This window comes from Chromobacterium violaceum ATCC 12472 (genome assembly GCF_000007705.1).
GTDB lineage: Bacteria > Pseudomonadota > Gammaproteobacteria > Burkholderiales > Chromobacteriaceae > Chromobacterium > Chromobacterium violaceum.
This window is the reverse complement of the sequence record NC_005085.1, coordinates 743,991-757,489: the sequence shown is the minus strand read 5'-3', so window position 1 is coordinate 757,489 and position 13,499 is coordinate 743,991. Positions and strand designations below refer to the sequence as shown.

The window sequence follows — 13,499 nt, the reverse complement described above, 5'->3', positions numbered from 1 at the left end:
CCGCCTCCTCACCTCTGTTGCCAAGAAAGGAAACACCATGGCCGAGACCTCGGACAACAATCTGTTAAGCATGGCCCAGCAGTTTTCCGGCCTGCCGATGCAATCGCTGATCGGCGGGCCGCTGCAGGCGGCCGCCCAGGCGCAGCAAAGCCTGGCGATGACGCAGACCCAGGCCATCCTGGAAACCGGCTTCATCCGCCTGGTCGACCGCAACGGCAAGCTGACCGGCTACAAGCCGCTGACCGCCGCCATCGAGCTGGCGTCCAGCCGCCCCGGCCCCGCCGGCCAGGCCGCGTCGGCGCTGACGCTCAAGCTGCCGGTGCTCACCCTGATGCACATTCCGTCGCTGGCCATCCGCTCGGTGGACATCGCCTTCGACATGGAGGTGAAGTCCAGCTGCTCCCGGGAAACCGCGGAGCAATCCGCGTCCAAGCTGGACGCCGGCGCCGCCTGGGACGCCCGCGCCGGCTGGGGCGCCTTCGGCGTCGAGCTCAAGGGCTCGGTGTCCTACGACGCCTCCCACTCCCGCGGCGACAAGCAGGGCGCCAGCAAAAGCAACGACGCGCGCTACCACGTGGAGGTGAAGGCCGAGCAGCAGCCGGTGCCGGAAGGCCTGAAGCTGCTGTTGCAGGCCTTCGGCAAGAACATGGACATGGCGCTGGCGCCGCCCGACGCGCCCGCCGTCCCGCCCCCGGCTGGCGCCAACAGTTGATCCCGCCGCGCGGCGCCCGCCCATGCGTCGCCGCGCGTCTCCTCAAGGCCGCCACAGGATGAACACCATGCTGCTCCATTTCATCTCCCTGCCCTCGTCGGCGCAAATCGCCTTGTGGGCCGCGTCCGGCTGCGCCTGCGCCGCGCTGGTCCACCTGCTGCTGCGCAAGCTGGCGCCTGACCACGTCACCCAGAAGCAGAGCGACGAAGTGGGCGTCATCATCGCCGTGGTCGGCATCTTCTACGGCCTGATCATCGCCGCGCTGCTGGTGCGGGCGATCAACCACTTCGACGCCTCCTCCGACATCGTCGAGCGCGAGGCCGAGCTGGCCGGCTCGCTCTACCGGATGAGCGCCCAGGGCCTGCCCTCGGCGCGCCAGCCGGTGAAGGACAATCTGCTGGCCTATCTGGACGCCGTCGTCAGCCGGGAATGGCCGCTGCAGCAAAAGGGGGAAGAGGTGCCGGCCGGCTCGCCCGAACTGGGCCGGCTCAGCCGGGCGCTGGCCGCCGTCCACCCTGCAGACCGGCGCGAGGCGGAATACCTGAGCCTGGCGCAGAACCAGCTCAACGGCCTGTACGCCAGCCGGCATGCGCGGCTGTCCGACCAGGCGATGACCATCCCCCTGGACATCTGGTGGGTCAGCCTGATCGGCGAGGTGCTGCTGATCTTCTTCGCCTGGCTGATGCACGTGCCCAGCAAGGCCGTGCACTTCTTCCTCACCTGCGCGATGGCCGCCTCCATCTCCATCGTGCTCGCCATCATCCTGATCTACGACACCCCGTTCTACGGCGACATCAGCGTGTCGCCGGAACCGTACCGCAAAACGCTGCGCGCCATCCGCGCCGACAGCCTGGACGGCTGAGCCGCGAAAACCCATCGGCCCCGTTCACGCGCCGGCCGCCGCCGCGTCCATAGGGCAAGCGCTCGCCAGCGCCCTCTTCCCCCCATTCGCGATCCAGGAGACATCATGGCAGACAACACCGCAGTCAACGGACAGATCACCGACGCCGTCACCCAAACCAACGTCAAGGTCGTGGCGGAAGCGCCGGCCCAGGCGATGGCCTCGCTGTACCAGCTGGCCAGCCACTCCGCCGGCCTGGCGCTGCAGAACTCGGTCCACAGCCAGCAGGCGCTGAACCAGATCTCCAGCGCGGTGATTTCCAAAGCGGTGTCGATGATCCTGTCCATCGGCGAGAAAAGCAGCTGAGCCGCCATCCTCCACGGAGAGCTAGATCATGCCCTTCCCCAACTTCAAAAACCTGTTCGGCGACAAACCGGCCGCCGGCCAGGACGGCGCCCAGGCCAAGTCGGACCCGCCGGCGGCATCCGCCGCAAAGAACGGCCCGGCCCAGCCCCCCGGACCGCCGCCCGCGCCGCCGTCGTCCAGCCCGCTGAACAGCTTCACCAGCCAGCTGAAAACCGCGCCGGACGGCAACCCGGACACCAGCGCGCTCAACAGCCAGATCGTGCAGGCGGTGCAGCTCAGCAACAGCGAAACCGCCGCCTACGCCGGCAGCCAGATCGCCGTCGCGCCCAACATGATGATCAGCCAGGCCGGCGGCCTGGTGGCGCAGGCCGGCGCCAACTACTTCGACAGCGCGAGCAAGCTGGCGCTGGCCAGCAAGAGCGTGCTGCTGAAGGACATGACCGAGAAATTCGCCAAGCAAGATCTGAAGGGCGCTGCCGAGGACGCGCTGGGGGTGCTGATCACCGACCTATTGGTCGGCACCGCGGCGGCGGTGGCGGCGGCGGCCGGCGCGATGGAGGGCGAGGCCGCGCATTTCGCCTTGGACAAGATTGATCAAAGTTTGACCAAGTACCAAGCCTTACTCAACCAGCAGCATCACTGATCTCCCATTGAGACTCTTCGCATTCACCACCAAGGCCTATCGGATGAACAGGCCATCAAAACCAGGAGGACATCATGAGCGAAATTAATACTTTAGTTCTTGGGGGAGGAGGATCGAAAGGAATTGTCTACCCTCAGGCAATCGAAGTACTTTCCGACCCAAGCAATAAGCTGATCGACCTATATAAAATAAAACACATCATCGGCTCCAGCGCCGGCGCGCTCACTGGCTACATTTTATGCATGGGCGGCACTACGACCGCCTTGAAATATCTATCCCCATCCATGTCGGAAGCCTTACCCTTTGCCAAGAAGGGGACTGAAGGTGCAAGCCTGTTTAGGATATTAGTTGGAGGCGCATTAGGCCACAATTACACCGAAAGCGAACTTGACGGATCAAGCATACCGTCCATTCTGAACATTATTACTCGTGCCGCGCTTGCGAATGCCCTGACCAAGGTCAATACTGAGTTCAATAAGAAAAACATCACAAAGCCCAATACAAATTCATTCATTCGAGGTGAAGAGTGGAGCTATGAAGCTTACGACAGCCGGCTTTTTCTACCATATGAAATCCCAGGCGACCTTGGGGAGCTGGAATTAAAAGAGCTCTATCTAGCGCTCGCTTCCGCATGGAAAGATCTCGACATATCGGGGTGCTACCTGGTCTCAACACACAGATATCTTCTCGCCATCTTTACCGCACTGGGCATTAATAACGGCTGGAAGGAATTAACCGTAACATGCACCCGATTATTTGGCGACCGGATAAATCAAGACTACATCCAATCATTAGAAAGCAACTTTGGCTCGCTAAATTACATTTCGTCAAAAGTAAGCGAATCTGCAAAGCTAAGAAGCACCACGGCATTCAACCAAGACAGAACAACCTGCCTGCTTTCCGCAGCAGTGGCCAGTGGATCCTATCCACTGCTATTCTCGCCTTGCTCCATCTCAGCAAACATCCACGACCGTTCAATTATCTACACCGATGGAGGATGCTTAAGCAATCTTCCTGCCGAGGCCATCCTTCACATTGGGGAAGTTAACAACTCCAAAGACGAGACTATTGCACTTGCAATTGGGCTCAATTCTACGGACGAGATCGGAGAAACGTTGACCTTCATCCCCAAACACATTCTCCGAGCCATCTCAATCCGCTCATCATTCGGAAATAGAATAATCATCCCCAAGTCGAACTCATCATTCTCAATCAAAAAGAAGAAAATCATTCAATCAGAAAGCATCGCCACCGAATCAAAAAATGGGAAATTATTCAAAGCCGAGAATTACAAAATATACTACGCAGCCAAACAACCCATCCATCCCATTAGCTTAACGCTAGAGTACAATGAGGAAAACATTAACAACCCTAAAATATCTGCTTCTATTGAAGACTATTGCACAACCATAAAACATCAATTTGAAGAGCTTCTAAAAGAAGAGCGCCGATTATCCATACTCGGCTCGGAAGATCTCAAACTATGGGCAGATCAAAACGGAATATAAGTAAATCTCCAAGAACAGGCTGACCCGACAAGGCCAGTCTGTTCCGCCAAGCCAGTCAAAAAAATTCCGCTTTCTCTGATGGAAAGCGCACGCACCGCGATTCCATGCAATACATGCATCCGTTTTTGTGAGCCGTTTTCAAGCCCCCCTCCCAAACTCTTCATTACAGCATAAACACCCAGTTTCTGATTTCACGACCACGCCACGCCACCGTCCCCAGCAAGACAGTGCCCACGCCACCCAAACGCCCCACTTCATGGACACACCCGACCAAGACGCCAACGGCGCCGCGCCGCGCGGCGGCATGCTGCGCGGCAGCATCCCGGAACTGAGCAAGAGCCCGGTGCACCTGCTGTCGGCCATCGTCACGCTGGCCGCCGACAAGCTGTGGGACGTGATGCTGCTGGACATGGCCAAGGCCATGCCCCTGCAGGAGAAAACCCGCTTCTTCCTGCTCTCCGGCCTGCTGCTGTTCAGCTTCATCGGGCTCAGCGCCGCGCTGACCCAGCTCTGGGTGGACAAGGACAGTCTGGGCATGGCCTTGGCCAAGGGCGTGGCGATGGGGATTCTGGCCGGCCTGCCGTACTCGTTCGGCTCCACCGAGCTGGGGCTGCTGTTCATCGGCTGGTCCGGCATCAACGAGCTGCAAAAGATGGACAAATAAACCTTCACTCACGCAAGGAGAACCCGCAATGCGCGTCACCCGCATCTCTCGCCGCCGTCTGGCCGCCCTGCTACTCGCCGCCGCCTGCGGCCAGGCGGCCGCCGCCGCTCCGCCGCTGCCCGCGCTGGGCGCCGATCCCAAGCAGAACACCGTCTCCGGACTGTCCTCCGGCGCCTTCATGGCCGCCCAGTTCAGCGTCGCCCACTCGGCCCGCGTGGCCGGCGCCGGCATCGTCGCCGGCGGGCCGTTCTATTGCGCCGGCTTGGGCGGCCTGAACGGACCGGAACGCTTCCTGACCACCGCCACCACCCAGTGCATGCGCCCGTTGGGCGCGGCCCCATCCGGCGCGGCAGCCTGGCAGGCGGCGCAAAAGTTCGCCCAGCAGAAACTGATAGACCCGGTGGACAACATCAAGCGGCAGCGGCTGTACATCTTCACCGGCGCGTCGGACAGCATCGTGCTGCCAAAAGTGGTGGCCCAGACACGGGCCTTCTACCAGAGCGCCGGCGTGCCCGACTCGCAGATCCGCTATATCGACAACGTCAACGCCGGCCACGCGCTGATCACCGCCAACGCCACAGACCTGAAATGCCCAGCCAACGCCGCGCCCAATCTCAACAACTGCGGCTTCGTCCAGTCGCATGACATCCTGCGCCAACTGTACGGGCAGTTGAAGCCGCCCGCGGCCAAACTGTCCGGCCAACTGAAGGATTTCGACCAGACCGAGTTCTCCAAGACAGGGTATACAGGGCTGTCCGACACCGGCCATGTCTACATTCCGGCCGCCTGCGCCAAGGACAGCTGCCGCGTGCACGTGGCCTTCCACGGCTGCACCCAGGAAGACCGCCGCATCGGCAACCGCTTCTACGCCACCACCGGTTACAACGAGATCGCCGACAGCAACCGCATCGTGGTGCTGTATCCGCAGATCCGCACCGATCCCAAGCGCAACCCGCAAGGCTGCTGGGACTTCTGGGGCTACAGCAGCAAGGATCCGGCCAATCCCGACTACTACGCCAAGCACGCGCCGCAGATGTCCGCCATCCGCGCGATGCTCGACCGCCTGAACAGCCACCGCAAATAAGGAGCAAGCCATGGATCCCCAATTCCTGTCCGACTGGTTGCGGAGCCTCGACGACGGCTGGCAACGGCTGGCAGAGGCCGGCCTGCCCGATGAGCGGGCGTGGAAAGGCGCGCTCAAAGCCTGGCTGGACTGCGGCCAGCGCCTGGCGGAACGGCAGCAGGAGACGCAGCGCCAATGGTCCGAGGCCTGGCTGCGGCGCGCGGGCGCGGACTCGCTGTTGGCCTTTTGCCGCCAATGCGACGAGGTCTGCACCGAGTTCGCCCGGCAAAGCCTGCTCTGGCAGCTGGAGTGGAGCGCCGGGCTGCGGCGCCAGGCCGGCGAACTGGCGGGCTCTCTGCTGCAGGCGCGGGGCGAGGGCGACGCGCTGCTGGCCCTCAACGCCGCCGTCCAGAGCGGACGCCAGAGCTGGGACGAACAACTGGAGGCCTTGCAGCAGACGCTGAGCGAGTTGTCGCCGGCGCTGGCGCAGAACCTGCAGCAATGGCTGACGCCGCCGCCCGAGAACCCGCCCGAGACCTGAATCGCCGCCCCGGCGCCGGGGCGGCGCCCACCACCCTGAAATGGAGAACACGCGATGAAAACCAACGCAGCAGGCATCAGCCTGATCAAGCAATTCGAGGGCGTCCGCCTCGCCGCCTACCAGGACATGGTGGGTGTCTGGACCATAGGCTACGGCCACACCGGGCCGGACGTGAAAGCCGGCATGACGATCACCCAGCAACAGGCGGACCAGTTGCTGGCCGCCGATCTGGAGAAATTCGAAACCGGCGTCCGCAAAGCCGTGATCGTGCCGCTGAACGCCAACCAGTTCTCCGCCTTGGTCAGCTTCAGCTACAACCTGGGGCTGGGAAACCTCCGCAGCTCCACGCTGCTGCGCCTGTTGAACAAGGGCGATTACGACGGCGCCGCCGCGCAGTTCCCGCGCTGGAACCGGGCCGGCGGCCAGGCCGTGCCCGGACTGACTCGCCGCCGCAAAGCCGAGCAGGCGCTGTTCCTGACGCCTGCCCCCTGCTGAGCTTCACAAGCCGCCTCTCCCTCCGTCCTGACAACAGTCCGCCGGCTCCGCCGCGGGCTGTTTTCGCACTCAACCTCCGGAGATACGCCATGCACAACGAACTGAACAGTCTGCACGCCCATGTTTCCCAGTTGCTGGGCCAACACCTGAGCGACTGGGCCGGCGAACTGATGAGCGGCGCCGCCGTGCGGGACGACAACCGCCGCCTTGCCGAACAGCAAGCGCTGCTGGCCATGCGCGGCGCGCTGACCCCGCTGCTGGGGCGCGAACAGGACGCCCATCATGGCTGAGTCGCCGCTGAATCCCGCCCTGCGCCAGGTGGCGGAGCAATACCTGGGCCGGCCGTTGCAGCCGCAGGAAGAGCAGGCGCTGGCAGCCTTTCAGCAAAAGCTGCAAACCTCGCCGCAACCGGCGGCCGCTGCCATCCAGCAGGCCAGGCAGCAGACGCAGCAGGCCATCGCCCAAGGGCAAAACCGCGCCGGCGCCAGCGTGCGCGACATCCTGGCCTCCATCCAGGCCAGCTCCAGCCAGGCGCTGCAGGTACAGGAAGCCGAGGAACAAGCGATTCTCAAGCTGTTGGAAGGCACGCAGGACCTCGCCGAGCTGCGCCCCGCCACGCTGCAGCCGGCGATGGCGGGACTGCAGCCCGGCAGCCAGCTGGCGCTCGGCCAGATCGCCGAGCACCTGTCGAACCTGGCGCGCCAGGAAGTGGAGAAATGCTTCAACCAGTACTTCGGCCCGCTGTCCGCGCAATTGCAGGAAGTGGTGCACAAGCTGCAGGCGCAGGAAGCGGCCGCCGAGCCGGCCCCGGCTGAGAGCGGCGTTCACAGCGGCGATGCCCCGCCGTCCAAGCAGTAGCACCGGGACATGGCGTCCGCGCCGGCCGCCATGCCCGACGGTGCGCCTGACCAACACACCGCACTCGAGGAGCCAAGCATGTCCTTCCCGACCTCCGTCAACGACCAGATCACCGACGCCGTCACCCAGGCCAACGTCAAGGTGCTGGCCGAAGCCCCCGCCATGGCGATGGGCTCGATCTACCAGAGCATGGCCCACTCCACCGGCATCCTGTTCCAGAACGCCGTCTCGGCCCAGCAGCAGCAGAACACGCTGGCCCAGGCCGCCGCCAACATGGGCGTGATGCAGATTTACAGCATGGACACCATGGCCGGCGCCGCCGGCACCGAGAAAATGGCGCAGGGCGGCATCGCCGACAATCTGACCAGCCTGCTCACCGTGCTGCAGTCGTTCCGTTGATTCCCGCCTCATCCGCGATAGGAGCTAGAAAATGGCTTACAACACCGCCGTAAACGATCAGATCACCGACGCCGTCACCCAGACCAACGTCAAGGTGCTGGCCGAAGCCCCCGCCATGGCGATGGGCTCGCTGTTCCAGACCGCGTCCCATTCCACCGGCATCCTGTTCGAAAACGCCACCTCGGCCCAACAGCAGCAGAACACGCTGTCCCAGGCCGCCGCCAACATGGGCGTGATGCAGATCTACAGCGTCGACACCATGGCCGACGCCGCCGGCACCGAGAAAGTGTCCCAGGCCGGCATCGCCGACAACCTCAGCAGCCTGATGACCGTGCTGCAATCCTTCCGCCGCTAAGCGCGCGCCGATCGGAGATTAAGACATGGCTAACAACACCGCCGTAAACGATCAGATCACCGACGCCGTCACCCAGGCCAACGTCAAGGTGCTGGCCGAAGCCCCCGCGATGGCGCTGGGCTCGCTGTTCCAGACCATGGCCCACTCCACCGGCATTCTGTTCGAGAACGCCATCTCGGCCCAGCAGCAGCAGAACACGCTGTCGCAGGCCGCCGCCAACACCGGCGTGATGCAGATCTACAGCGTGGACACCATGGCCGACGCCGCCGCCACCGAAAAAGTCAGCCAGGGCGGCATCGCCGACAACCTGACCAGCCTGATGACCGTATTGCAATCGTTCCAGCGCTGATTTTCCCCACTCCATAACACAGGAGGCATTCAATGGCATTCCCCACCTCAGTCAACAACCAGATCACCGACGCCGTCACCCAGGCCAACGTCAAGGTGCTGGCCGAATCGCCCGCGATGGCGATGGGCTCGATCTACCAGAGCCTGGCGCACTCGACCGGCATCCTGTTCCAGAACGCCGTCTCGGCGCAGCAGCAGCAGAACACGCTGGCCCAGGCCGCCGCCAACATGGGCGTGATGCAGATCTACAGCATGAACACCATGGCCGGCGCGGCCGCCACGGAAAAAGTGGCGCAGGGCGGCGTCGCCGACAACCTGACCAGCTTGCTGACGGTATTGCAAAGCTTCCGGAACCGCTAAGCCCGGTTCCGCTCTTCCCCTGCGTTACGCCCCGGCCACGGGGCGCTTTTTTTTTGCCGGCGCCTCAGGCCGGCTTGAACATGGACGCGATCGCCTCCACCGCCGTCCGCACCCGCGCCACTTTCTGCAGGTCGGGGTGCAACACCAGCCACATGTCCACCGGGTCGGTCCGATCCGGCCACACCCGCTCCAAGCCGGCGTCTCGATCGGCGATGAAACAGGACAGCATGGCGATGCCCATGCCGGCCAGCGCCGCCTGCCTGAGCGACAGCTGCGAATTGGCCTGCAGCGCGATGCGCGCCTGGTCCACGCTTTCGCCGCATAGCCGCTGCCAGTGGCGCGGCACGGTGTCGCGCGGGAACATCAGCAGCTCGTGGCCGGCGAAGCCGTCGCCGGGAAGCGGCCGTCCGCGCCGCGCCAGGTAATCCGGCGACGCGTACAGACTCATGTCGATGGCCGCCAGCTTGCGCACCAGCACCTCGCCCTTGTCCGGCCGCAGGCTGCGGATGGCGAAATCCACCTCGCCGGCCGCCACGTCGCGGATCGACAAGCCGGTCAGCAGCGTGAACTCCAGTTCCGGATGCCGCCGCGACAGCTCGGCCAGCGCCGGGATGATGAAGGCCTCGGCCACGGTGTCGGTGGCGGCGATGCGCACCGGCCCGGCCAGCTGGCGGTCGCTGTGCGCGGCCTTGCGGCTGAAGGCGTCGGCGGCGGCTTCCATCCGTTCGGCGTCGGCCAGCAGCATGGCGCCGGATTCGCTCAACTGATAGCCCTGCGGCGTGCGCAGGAACAGCCGGCTGCCGATCTCGGCCTCGAAAGCCTGCAGCCGCCGGCCCACCGTGGCCTGATCCACCCCCAGCTGCTGCGCGGCGGCACGCAACGTGCCCGCGCGGGCGAGGCTGAGAAAGTAACGGGCATTGTCCCAATTCATGCTGCGTCCGCCTGCCTTAAAATGCGAAATTGCATCACCATTTATCATATTTGTCTATTTTTTCGCACCATCATCTCGCCTAGCATGGCTGCGTTTTCCACCTGGGGACGCCATTCATGCCTCACGCCCAATCGGTCCGGACCGGACTGCCCACCCTGCTGGCGCTCAGCGCCGGCATGTTCATGGCGGTGCTCGACACCAATATCGTCAATCTGGCGCTGCCGGCCTTGCTGCGCAGCCTGGACGCCAGCCTCAGCCAACTGACCTGGATCGTGGACGCTTACGCGCTGGGCTTCGCCGGCCTGATGCTCAGCGCCGGCTGGCTGGCCGACCGCTTCGGCCCCCGGCGGATGCTGGCCTGGGGGCTGGCCCTGTTCGTGCTGGCCTCGCTGCTGTGCGGGCTGGCGCCCGGCGCGAGGACGCTGATCCTCTTTCGCTTGCTGCAGGGCATGGCGGCGGCCTTGTTCATTCCCAGCTCGCTCGGCCTGTTGCGCCACGCCTTTCCCCATCCGGCCGAGCGCGCGCGCGCCGTCGGCCTGTACGGCGGCCTGTCCGCCTCGGCCGCCGCGGCCGGCCCGGTGCTGGGCGGCCTGCTGCTGGCGCCGCTGGGCTGGCGCGGCGCCTTCCTGATCAACGTGCCAATCGGTCTGGCCGCGCTGCTGGCCATCCCCTTCGTGGTGCCGCATCGCCAAGCGATGCCGACCCGCGGCGCCGACCTGCCCGGCCAGGCGGCCGGCATGCTGACGCTGCTGCTGGCCAGCTACGCGCTGATCGAAGGCCCGCGCCTGGGCGCGCCCGTCCTGTTCGCCCTGCTGCTGGCGGTCGCCGGCTGCGGCCGCCTGTTCTGGCAGCTGGAAAACGCCAACCCGCAGGCGATGGTGCCGCCCGAGTTGTTCCGCAACCCGGTTTTCGCCGCCGCCAACTGGGTGGGCTTCGCCATCGGCGTCGCCTATTTCGGCACCCTGCTGCTGCTCAGCCTCTACCTGCAGCAAGGCCTGGGCCTGGACGCGCTGCATGCCGGCCTGGCCATGCTGCCGCTGGCCGGATGCCTGATCATCGGCAACGTCGCCGCCGGCCGCCTGCTGCCGCGGTTGGGCGCCCGCCGCCAGATCCGCGGCGGCCTGCTGCTCTCTGCCGCTGGCTATCTGCTGCTGGCCCTCGCCGACGGCCATGCGCTGGCCTGGTCGCTGCTGGCGATGCTGCCGCTGGCGCTGGGCACCGCGCTCGCCATCGCGCCGATGACCGCCACCGTGCTGGAAAGCGCGCCGCCGCATCTGTCCGGCACCGCGTCGGCCGTGCTGAACGCCGTCCGCCAAACCGGCGCCCTGGTCGGCGCCGCAGGCGCGGCTCTCGCCGTCGGCTATGGCGCCGACCTCCGCCATGCCTTGGCCATCGGACTCTCCGTCGCCGCGCTGGCCTCGCTCAGCGGCGCGCTCATCGCAGGCTGGATACCGCGGGCGGGCCAGCAGGCTGCGCCGGAACCGGCGCCGGCCGCGCGCTGACGACGGGCCGGGGCAGCGGCATGGCCTCGCAGGGCGGGCGATAGCGGGCATCCCTGGCCAAAGGGCTAGCCATGGGACCCCGCGCCGGTCTGCCATACTCAGCAGGCCCCGATGCTGTCGCGGGCGCATCGCAGGATGGTCAGGTATCAACGAGTTGCAGCCAGCTTCATCAACGCTCTGGAGAACCCACCATGCATTCCGTCAATCCGCGCGCGCGCCTGTTGCGCGCCGCCCTGCTGTCATGGATGCTCGCGGCCGGCCAGGCGGTGGCCGCTGCCGCGCCGCCGCTGCCCGCGCTGGGCGCCGACCCCATGCAGAACACCGTGTCCGGCCTGTCTTCCGGCGCCTTCATGGCCGCCCAGTACAGCGTCACCTATTCGGCCAGCGTGGCCGGCGCCGGCATCGTCGCCGGCGGACCGTTCTACTGCGCCGGCCTGAACAAGCTGGGCGGCGCCGACCGCTTCATGATGACCGCCAGCAACCAGTGCATGCGGCCCCAGGGCGCAGCGCCATCCGGCGCGGCCGCCTGGAAAGAAGCCCAGCAATTCGCCAGCCAGGGCTTGATCGACCCGGTGGACAACATCAAGCGGCAGCGGCTGTACATCTTCACCGGCGCGTCAGACAGCGTGGTCTATCCCAAGGTGGTGGCGCAGACGCGGGCCTTCTACCAGCACGCTGGCGTGCCCGACTCGCAGATCCGCTATGTCGACAACGTCAACGCCGGCCACGCGCTGCTCACCTCCAATCCCGGCGACGAGGCCTGCCCGGTCAACGTCTCCCCCGCCGCGGGCAGCACCAAGACCAATCTCAACAACTGCGGCTTCATGCAGTCGCAGGACATCCTGCGCCAGCTGTACGGCAACCTGAAGCCGCCCGCCGCCAGGCTGTCCGGCGAGCTGCTGGATTTCGACCAGACCGAGTTCGCCGACGGCCGCTACACCGGCCTGTCCGACATCGGCCACGTCTACATCCCCGCCGATTGCCGCAAGCAAAGCTGCCGCGTGCACGTGGTGTTCCACGGCTGCACTCAGGAAGACAGCCGCATCGGCAACCGCTACTACACCAGCACCGGCTTCAACGAGATGGCGGACCGCAACCGCATCGTGGTGCTGTACCCGCAGATCCGCACCGACCCCAAGCGCAATCCGCAGGGCTGCTGGGATTTCTGGGGCTACAGCAGCAAGAACCCGAGCAATCCCGACTACTACGCCAAGAACGCGCCGCAACTCTCCGCCATCCGCGCGATGGTGGAGCGTCTTGACAGCCCCCGCCCATGAAAAGGAAACCCGAGATGGAACCCCACCCGCTGAATGCCTGGCTGCAGCATGGCGATGCCGGCTTGCAGGCCTGGCAGCCGTTGATGCGCCAATTTTTCTTCGCCGGCCTGCCGGCCCACCATGACTGGAAGTCCGGCCTGCAGGCCGGACTGGAGCGCAAGCAGCGCCTGGACGAATGGCAACGCGGAGAAAGCCACCAGTGGCGGCAGGCGCTGAGGCATCATGTCGACGCCGACGGCTGGCTGGACTACTGCCAGCAATGCCAGGACATCGGCCAGCAGTTCGGCCACCAGCTGTTGAATTGGCAGTTGAAGCTGCTGACGCTGTGGCGGCAGCACGGCTACGAATTGCTGCGCAATCTGCTGGAATCGCGCGGCGGCGCCGACGACCTGCTGGCGTTCAACGCCCTGGGGCAGAGCATCAGGCAAAGCATGGGCGTGCACCAGGAAGACCTGCAGCAATTGCTGACCGGCTTCTCCCCGGCCCTGCAGGACTGCCTGCAGCAATTCCTCGCCGCCAAAACCGAGCGGGTAGTCTCCTAGCGTCCGCCGCCGGCCTCCATCGCCGGGGCCGGCTCTTCTCCCCTCGCGACGCTGCAGGCGGCGATGGCGGCTTCCCCGCCTCCGGACTCGCCCC

19 protein-coding genes are annotated in these 13,499 nt (G+C 65.1%); 18 read left to right on the top strand and 1 reads right to left on the bottom strand.

The genetic code is table 11. From position 1 onward, the window contains the following. Positions 1-37: 37 nt before the first annotated feature. The 15 genes from CV_RS03570 (at position 38) to CV_RS03500 (ending at position 9,153) form a co-directional block, all read left to right on the top strand. Positions 38-712 (top strand): DUF2589 domain-containing protein, encoded by a 675-nt coding sequence (locus CV_RS03570; protein WP_011134290.1) that lies wholly within the window; start codon positions 38-40, stop codon positions 710-712. Between the two features lie 67 nt (positions 713-779). Then, positions 780-1,574, top strand: a complete 795-nt coding sequence (locus tag CV_RS03565; protein ID WP_011134289.1) for a DUF4239 domain-containing protein — start codon at positions 780-782, stop codon at positions 1,572-1,574. A 105-nt stretch (positions 1,575-1,679) separates the two neighbouring features. After that, positions 1,680-1,919 carry a RebB family R body protein gene (locus tag CV_RS03560; RefSeq protein ID WP_011134288.1) on the top strand — a complete coding sequence of 80 codons (240 nt, stop codon included), beginning with the start codon at positions 1,680-1,682 and terminating at the stop codon, positions 1,917-1,919. 28 nt (positions 1,920-1,947) lie between these two features. Next, a complete protein-coding gene (locus CV_RS03555) occupies positions 1,948-2,562 on the top strand; it encodes a hypothetical protein (RefSeq protein WP_011134287.1) in 615 nt (204 codons plus the stop codon). Between the two features lie 74 nt (positions 2,563-2,636). Continuing rightward, complete coding sequence (locus CV_RS22680) at positions 2,637-4,070, top strand: patatin-like phospholipase family protein (protein WP_011134286.1); 1,434 nt, start codon at positions 2,637-2,639, stop codon at positions 4,068-4,070. A gap of 256 nt (positions 4,071-4,326) precedes the next feature. Further along, positions 4,327-4,734, top strand: a complete 408-nt coding sequence (locus CV_RS03545; protein WP_043595411.1) for a hypothetical protein — start codon at positions 4,327-4,329, stop codon at positions 4,732-4,734. Between the two features lie 28 nt (positions 4,735-4,762). Further along, a complete protein-coding gene (locus CV_RS03540; protein WP_011134284.1) occupies positions 4,763-5,818 on the top strand; it encodes an extracellular catalytic domain type 2 short-chain-length polyhydroxyalkanoate depolymerase in 1,056 nt (351 codons plus the stop codon). A gap of 10 nt (positions 5,819-5,828) precedes the next feature. Continuing rightward, positions 5,829-6,338, top strand: a complete 510-nt coding sequence (locus CV_RS03535) for a hypothetical protein (protein ID WP_011134283.1) — start codon at positions 5,829-5,831, stop codon at positions 6,336-6,338. A 54-nt stretch (positions 6,339-6,392) separates the two neighbouring features. After that, entirely contained in the window at positions 6,393-6,833 is a 441-nt protein-coding gene (locus tag CV_RS03530; RefSeq protein ID WP_011134282.1) for a lysozyme, read from the top strand. An 89-nt stretch (positions 6,834-6,922) separates the two neighbouring features. Continuing rightward, positions 6,923-7,123, top strand: coding sequence for a hypothetical protein (locus tag CV_RS03525; protein ID WP_011134281.1), 201 nt, complete (start codon positions 6,923-6,925; stop codon positions 7,121-7,123). Then, entirely contained in the window at positions 7,116-7,691 is a 576-nt protein-coding gene (locus CV_RS03520) for a hypothetical protein (protein ID WP_011134280.1), read from the top strand. Before CV_RS03525 ends, CV_RS03520 begins: the two co-directional genes overlap by 8 nt. Positions 7,692-7,769: 78 nt before the next feature. Then, positions 7,770-8,090: a RebB family R body protein gene (locus CV_RS03515; RefSeq protein ID WP_011134279.1), complete on the top strand. Its 321-nt coding sequence runs from the start codon at positions 7,770-7,772 to the stop codon at positions 8,088-8,090. Positions 8,091-8,121: 31 nt separating this feature from the next. Then, positions 8,122-8,445 carry a RebB family R body protein gene (locus CV_RS03510; protein WP_011134278.1) on the top strand — a complete coding sequence of 108 codons (324 nt, stop codon included), beginning with the start codon at positions 8,122-8,124 and terminating at the stop codon, positions 8,443-8,445. Positions 8,446-8,470: 25 nt separating this feature from the next. Further along, the gene (locus CV_RS03505; protein WP_011134277.1) at positions 8,471-8,794 is read left to right on the top strand and encodes a RebB family R body protein; all 324 of its coding nucleotides are present in this window, start codon (positions 8,471-8,473) and stop codon (positions 8,792-8,794) included. A gap of 32 nt (positions 8,795-8,826) precedes the next feature. Next, positions 8,827-9,153 carry a RebB family R body protein gene (locus CV_RS03500; RefSeq protein ID WP_011134276.1) on the top strand — a complete coding sequence of 109 codons (327 nt, stop codon included), beginning with the start codon at positions 8,827-8,829 and terminating at the stop codon, positions 9,151-9,153. Positions 9,154-9,217: 64 nt separating this feature from the next. Here the strand turns inward: CV_RS03500 and CV_RS03495 are convergent, their stop codons facing one another. Beyond that, entirely contained in the window at positions 9,218-10,084 is an 867-nt protein-coding gene (locus tag CV_RS03495) for a LysR family transcriptional regulator (RefSeq protein WP_011134275.1), read from the bottom strand. A gap of 116 nt (positions 10,085-10,200) precedes the next feature. Here CV_RS03495 and CV_RS03490 point away from each other — a divergent pair, with 116 nt between their 5' ends. The 3 genes from CV_RS03490 to CV_RS03480 all read left to right on the top strand — a co-directional run bounded on the left by CV_RS03490 (position 10,201) and on the right by CV_RS03480 (position 13,405). Then, entirely contained in the window at positions 10,201-11,586 is a 1,386-nt protein-coding gene (locus CV_RS03490) for an MFS transporter (RefSeq protein WP_011134274.1), read from the top strand. A 191-nt stretch (positions 11,587-11,777) separates the two neighbouring features. Continuing rightward, entirely contained in the window at positions 11,778-12,863 is a 1,086-nt protein-coding gene (locus tag CV_RS03485; protein ID WP_043595407.1) for an extracellular catalytic domain type 2 short-chain-length polyhydroxyalkanoate depolymerase, read from the top strand. Between the two features lie 14 nt (positions 12,864-12,877). Further along, a complete protein-coding gene (locus tag CV_RS03480) occupies positions 12,878-13,405 on the top strand; it encodes a hypothetical protein (protein ID WP_011134272.1) in 528 nt (175 codons plus the stop codon). Positions 13,406-13,499: the final 94 nt, after the last annotated feature.

Coding starts and splice junctions, on each gene's coding strand:
- CV_RS03570 (WP_011134290.1), top strand. CDS start 38: ATGGCCGAGACCTCGGACAACAATCTGTTAAGCATGGCCCAGCAGTTT.
- CV_RS03565 (WP_011134289.1), top strand. CDS start 780: ATGCTGCTCCATTTCATCTCCCTGCCCTCGTCGGCGCAAATCGCCTTG.
- CV_RS03560 (WP_011134288.1), top strand. CDS start 1,680: ATGGCAGACAACACCGCAGTCAACGGACAGATCACCGACGCCGTCACC.
- CV_RS03555 (WP_011134287.1), top strand. CDS start 1,948: ATGCCCTTCCCCAACTTCAAAAACCTGTTCGGCGACAAACCGGCCGCC.
- CV_RS22680 (WP_011134286.1), top strand. CDS start 2,637: ATGAGCGAAATTAATACTTTAGTTCTTGGGGGAGGAGGATCGAAAGGA.
- CV_RS03545 (WP_043595411.1), top strand. CDS start 4,327: ATGGACACACCCGACCAAGACGCCAACGGCGCCGCGCCGCGCGGCGGC.
- CV_RS03540 (WP_011134284.1), top strand. CDS start 4,763: ATGCGCGTCACCCGCATCTCTCGCCGCCGTCTGGCCGCCCTGCTACTC.
- CV_RS03535 (WP_011134283.1), top strand. CDS start 5,829: ATGGATCCCCAATTCCTGTCCGACTGGTTGCGGAGCCTCGACGACGGC.
- CV_RS03530 (WP_011134282.1), top strand. CDS start 6,393: ATGAAAACCAACGCAGCAGGCATCAGCCTGATCAAGCAATTCGAGGGC.
- CV_RS03525 (WP_011134281.1), top strand. CDS start 6,923: ATGCACAACGAACTGAACAGTCTGCACGCCCATGTTTCCCAGTTGCTG.
- CV_RS03520 (WP_011134280.1), top strand. CDS start 7,116: ATGGCTGAGTCGCCGCTGAATCCCGCCCTGCGCCAGGTGGCGGAGCAA.
- CV_RS03515 (WP_011134279.1), top strand. CDS start 7,770: ATGTCCTTCCCGACCTCCGTCAACGACCAGATCACCGACGCCGTCACC.
- CV_RS03510 (WP_011134278.1), top strand. CDS start 8,122: ATGGCTTACAACACCGCCGTAAACGATCAGATCACCGACGCCGTCACC.
- CV_RS03505 (WP_011134277.1), top strand. CDS start 8,471: ATGGCTAACAACACCGCCGTAAACGATCAGATCACCGACGCCGTCACC.
- CV_RS03500 (WP_011134276.1), top strand. CDS start 8,827: ATGGCATTCCCCACCTCAGTCAACAACCAGATCACCGACGCCGTCACC.
- CV_RS03495 (WP_011134275.1), bottom strand. CDS start 10,084: ATGAATTGGGACAATGCCCGTTACTTTCTCAGCCTCGCCCGCGCGGGC.
- CV_RS03490 (WP_011134274.1), top strand. CDS start 10,201: ATGCCTCACGCCCAATCGGTCCGGACCGGACTGCCCACCCTGCTGGCG.
- CV_RS03485 (WP_043595407.1), top strand. CDS start 11,778: ATGCATTCCGTCAATCCGCGCGCGCGCCTGTTGCGCGCCGCCCTGCTG.
- CV_RS03480 (WP_011134272.1), top strand. CDS start 12,878: ATGGAACCCCACCCGCTGAATGCCTGGCTGCAGCATGGCGATGCCGGC.